This window comes from Cylindrospermopsis sp. CR12 (assembly GCF_001432185.1).
GTDB classification, from domain to species: Bacteria; Cyanobacteriota; Cyanobacteriia; order Cyanobacteriales; family Nostocaceae; genus Raphidiopsis; species Raphidiopsis raciborskii.
In genome coordinates this window covers 1-3,529 of record NZ_LMVE01000060.1, presented here as the reverse complement: position 1 = coordinate 3,529, position 3,529 = coordinate 1, and the positions used below count along the sequence as shown (strand labels likewise).

The 3,529-nt window shown below is 35.2% G+C and carries 2 protein-coding genes; both read left to right on the top strand.

Annotation, left to right across the window (positions count from 1 at the left end; genetic code table 11):
• The first annotated feature begins 118 nt into the window (after window positions 1-118).
• A complete protein-coding gene (locus ASL19_RS07955) occupies window positions 119-955 on the top strand; it encodes a Uma2 family endonuclease (RefSeq protein WP_057177934.1) in 837 nt (278 codons plus the stop codon).
• A gap of 392 nt (window positions 956-1,347) precedes the next feature.
• Window positions 1,348-3,261, top strand: a complete 1,914-nt coding sequence (locus ASL19_RS07950; protein WP_057177933.1) for a nuclease-related domain-containing DEAD/DEAH box helicase — start codon at window positions 1,348-1,350, stop codon at window positions 3,259-3,261.
• Window positions 3,262-3,529: the final 268 nt, after the last annotated feature.

Sequence of the window (3,529 nt, the reverse complement as noted above, 5' to 3'; positions counted from 1 at the left end):
ATTATATACTACTAAATAAGACCACAGATACTTTTAAAAACCAACACAAAACCAAAAACAAATGCTAAAATTAGTCAGATGAGACTACTTTCCAACCCTGCACCCCCTCTTATCAACCGTGCGCCAACCTTTAACCACTCCCCTTGCTGGGGAATCCCTCAATCTCCCAGATCACACCCAGCTACCAGACTCTGATGATAATTTCGTGAAGAATTTCCAAGAACACCCACAAAGCATAATATTAACCACATCCATTGAACCCTTACTAAAAGAAATCCATCCCAATGGAGACTATTGCATAGGACAAGATAGTGGTATATATTGGCGGTTCACAGAACCTCCGGAAAAAGGGGTAGAAGCACCAGATTGGTTCTATGTTCCTGGAGTGCCATCCAGACTAAATGGGCAATTGAGAAGGTCATACGTGCTATGGAAGGAAAAAGTGCCTCCCTTCATAGTGATAGAATTTGCGTCTAAAAATGGGAAGGAGGAAAAAGACAGTTCCCCGCCACCAGAAGGAGATGAGATAGATCCAGAAACTAATAAACCAAAGAAAGCTGGGAAGTTTTGGGTGTATGAACAAGCGGTAAAAGTACCATACTATGCTATATTCAATGGTTTTAAGGGTACACTGGAGGTATATCATTTACAGGGAAAAAGATACAAAGAAATAAAGGCAAACAGGCGAGGACACTATCCCATACCAGAGATGGGCATAGAATTGGGAATACTGTATGACAATCAGAACCCACCCACACCGTGGTTAAGATGGTGGGATGATAAAGGGAGCTTGTTATTGACGGGAAATGAGCGTGCGGAACAAGCAGAAGCTATTGCTATTCGGGAACGCTTAGCAAAGGAGCAGGTAGAAGCTATTGCTATTCGAGAACGCCAACAAAAAGAAAAACTAGTTGCCTATCTACGTTCCCTTGGTATTGACCCAGAGAAAATATAAAATAGAGCTGTTGGGAAATATGCTTTTATTTCCCAACAGCTCTAGTATTTTGTTTGCTGATGTCTCTTTTTCTATACCTGGATAACAGCTTATTCGAGGGAATTCATTCCCTGAATCAACTACTACATCTTTTAATGCGTAATCAAGTATCCAAAAATGCGATGTCGCGTAGTGATATCTTCGCTAATTTAGGCAATTACACTCTTATTCTCCCTGTATGAAGGAGGATAGTACGTCCGGGATTACCATCCATGGGAGAGAGCGTTACTCTTATTTGTAGGTGATCGCCAGGGATCTCCATAGATAAATGTTTACGGTTTATAACTTTACTAATCTCGATCAAGATTCTTGTGTATAATAAAGGCAACACCCATTAAAGAAAGGTTTTCGCTATGGCAATTATAATACCATCATCTATTCCCAGTAAAGCTAGTAAGGGAGAACAAACACTATACAATATAATTAAAGAAAGGATATCAGATAATTTCTATGTCTGGTATGAACCAATGATAGATAATCGTCGTCCCGACTTTATTATTTTATCCCCTAATTTTGGACTCCTTATTATAGAAGTAAAAGGATGGTATGCAGGCCAAATACTTAAAGCATCAAACGACAGTTTTGAAATAAAGGATAATAAAAATGATTTCGAGATTACTCAAAAACAGAAATCTCCTTTGCGTCAAGGGAAAGACTACATGGATGGATTGTTAAATCTTCTCAAGGAATTTAGAATCTTAATTAACCAATCAGGAAAGTACCAAGGTTCCTTGTGCTTTCCTATTGGTGTTGGTGCAGTTATGTCTAACTTAACCCATGAACAGGCCAGTAAACACAATTTAATCAATGTATTACCAATAAAAAATGTAATTTATCGTGATGAATTATTAGCATGGAAAAAAGATAAAATTAAAGAAGAGACAATGATCCGACGTTTTGAGGAAATGTTTGATATTAAATTTACTTTTCCTCCCCTAACACCAGATCAAATTAGTACCATCAAAGGGATTATATATCCAGAAATTGTTATTAAACAAGAGAAGGCTGAATTAACAAGTAATAATAGTACATTTTCGATTTCATCAGAAGATAATATACTAAAAACATTAGATAGTAAACAAGAATCTTTAGCCAAAAGCATAGGAGATGGTCATCGTATATTTTTTGGCGTTTCTGGATCGGGGAAAACTTTATTATTAATTTCACGTGCCAAGTACTTAATCAACCAAAATCATAATGCAAAAATATTAATACTTTGTTTTAATGTATGTTTAGCAGCTTATATAAAATCACTTTTAAATGGAGATTCGCAAAATGAGAATTATCAAAAAATTGAAGTCAGAAACTTTGATAACTGGGAAAAATCTATATTAGATAAATTACCTGAAGTTAAAGGTGAAAATCGCGATGAATATATAGCTTGCAGAGTGATTGATAAACTATCTGAATATTCAATAGACCAAAAATGGGATGCTATTTTGATTGATGAGGCTCATACATTTTTACCTATTTGGTTTAGGTGTTGTGTGAATGCTCTCAAAGATAGTGAAAACAGTCATTTAATGATTGTTGCAGATGGCAATCAAAGTCTTTATAAAAGATCTAGTTTTAAGTGGGTAGATGTGGGGATTAAAGCACAAGGTCGTACTTTTAGCAGAAAATTCGACTTAAATAAAAACTATCGTAATACTTATCAAATTTTATTATCTGCTTTGAGCATTTTAAATCCTGTCTCTGATTTAATCGAACCATTGGAAGATGAGGATGTAACTTTCCCTTTGGTCAAGCCTGATTTGGCATTGAGAGAGGGGCATAAACCAAAAATTTACATAAGCCACACACTTGAAGAACAAGAGAAGTTTATTATATCAACTATCCATTCTTTAGAATCATTAAAAATTGCTCATCGTGATATAGCCATTTTATATAGACAAATAGATAAAGAATATAAACCAAGATTAGAATCTCTTATTAATAACTTGTATAAGGAAGGTGTCTTAACTTATTGGGTTAATAAAAACGATCAAAGTAAAAGATATGATCAGAATAAAGAAGGTATCAGAATTATTACTATGCTTTCGTCTCTTGGTTTAGAGTTTAAAGCGGTTCTATTAATTTGGTTGGAACAGTTTGATGATTGTATTGGTAAAAAAGACTCTGAAATTTTAGCAAGAAGGCAAATTTATGTTGGTATGACTCGCGCTCAGCAATATTTGAGTTTATACATTCATCATGAATCTAAACTAGCATCACAATTGTTAGAAAAGCTCAATCTTTCGGAAGAGAATACTCTATTTGCCACCTAAACCCGCTCACAGGTTTCAAACTCAAACTCATAATTATAACCACCACATGCTGGATTAAATACCGCTATGGAAAGAACGAAAGTAAAAATTAAGATGAGGTCTTAAAATTAACTATTTCTTATTAGGGTCAAGACTTGAACAACCACAAAAGGGATTGCCTCTTTTAAGCTTCTCCGGTCTAAAGACACGGAGATTTCTGAAGAGTCCATAAACGAACTTTCTGAGGCTGGCTTAAACAGCCTCTAATGATTCCGCTAAGATTAATTCC

Excerpts from the sequence above, each read along its gene's own strand:
- ASL19_RS07950 (WP_057177933.1), top strand. The coding sequence starts at position 1,348 with ATGGCAATTATAATACCATCATCTATTCCCAGTAAAGCTAGTAAGGGA.